Origin of the sequence: Paraburkholderia sp. EG304 (assembly GCF_046543485.1) — a bacterium.
GTDB classification, from domain to species: domain Bacteria; phylum Pseudomonadota; class Gammaproteobacteria; order Burkholderiales; family Burkholderiaceae; genus Paraburkholderia; species Paraburkholderia youngii.
In genome coordinates this window covers 1-255 of sequence record NZ_JBKGUA010000443.1, presented here as the reverse complement: position 1 = coordinate 255, position 255 = coordinate 1, and the positions used below count along the sequence as shown (strand labels likewise).

The 255-nt window shown below is 58.8% G+C and carries 1 protein-coding gene; it reads left to right on the top strand.

Annotated elements, in window-relative coordinates; translation table 11 throughout:
• Positions 1–14: 14 nt before the first annotated feature.
• A partial coding sequence (locus tag ACLFKU_RS44660) for a tyrosine-type recombinase/integrase (RefSeq protein ID WP_410853508.1) occupies positions 15–255 on the top strand: 241 nt, incomplete at its 3' end.

The following is a 255-nucleotide window of genomic DNA, read 5'->3' as shown; positions in this document are numbered from 1 at the left end:
TGCTGCGCACGTTAATGCTGGTGCTGTACTGTACCGGCCTGCGACTGGGCGAAGCAGTCCGCCTGCGAATGGATGACGTGGATCTAAAGCGCGGTACGTTCCTGATCACGCACAGCAAGGGACGATCGCGTATCATTCCATTTCGCCCGGACCTCGCGCGAGAGTTGCGTCAATACCTTCACGCGCGTCACGAGATCCTCGGACGTCTCGGCGTTAGTGAGCCGCAAGCATTGTTCATCCGGCTTGATGGTACGC